The following is a 626-nucleotide window of genomic DNA, read 5'->3' as shown; positions in this document are numbered from 1 at the left end:
GACTTCTCTGATGGCATGGATGTTCTCATTTGGATGGTTCTCCTGTACTTCCTGTTGAGCCTTTCAATCCAGTTGGTCGTATATATGCACCTCTGCACTTGGGCCGGGAAGTCCATATACGTGAAGTAGGCACAGTTGCGTTCGGTCTTGTACTTTCTTAGTGCAGGATATTTCCTTTCCCATTTCTCGACAAAGGTAATGAATTGTTCGTATCCCTGCAAGGAATTCATCTCGTTGTTCTCCAATTGGAACACCTCACTGAGCTGCTGCGCCATTACTGGTTTGTCTTTATGTGATGCGCCGCTGAGTATCTGTCGCTTGACGTGTGCCACGCAGAACTGGTGTGCGGCACCTGGAAAGGCTGCACAGACGGCATTCTCTATTCCTTGCAATGCATCGGAAACGACTAAGTCTATCTGTTCGACGCCTCTTTGCTTCAAGGCCTCAAGCTCGTCTTTCCAGCACAGAGCCCCTTCTGTGGGATGATTGACAACCGTGAGCACCTCCCTGCTGCCGTCTTCCAATACCCCCAGAATGGTATAGTAGGCCTCCTTGGACACCTGTCTGTCCCTACGGGTGGAAATAAAGGTGGCGTCGATATAGACGGCTAAATAGTGGGAGGAAAG

Annotated in this window: 1 protein-coding gene; it reads right to left on the bottom strand. The window is 49.8% G+C overall.

Annotated elements, in window-relative coordinates; genetic code table 11:
• A partial coding sequence (locus tag E0E16_RS02600; protein ID WP_181951329.1) for an IS256 family transposase occupies positions 1 to 626 on the bottom strand: 626 nt, incomplete at both ends.

Source organism: Prevotella rectalis (genome assembly GCF_900607215.1).
GTDB classification, from domain to species: domain Bacteria; phylum Bacteroidota; class Bacteroidia; order Bacteroidales; family Bacteroidaceae; genus Prevotella; species Prevotella brunnea.
Note: the sequence above shows the minus strand (reverse complement) of the source record. Positions and strands in the feature narration are given on the sequence as shown.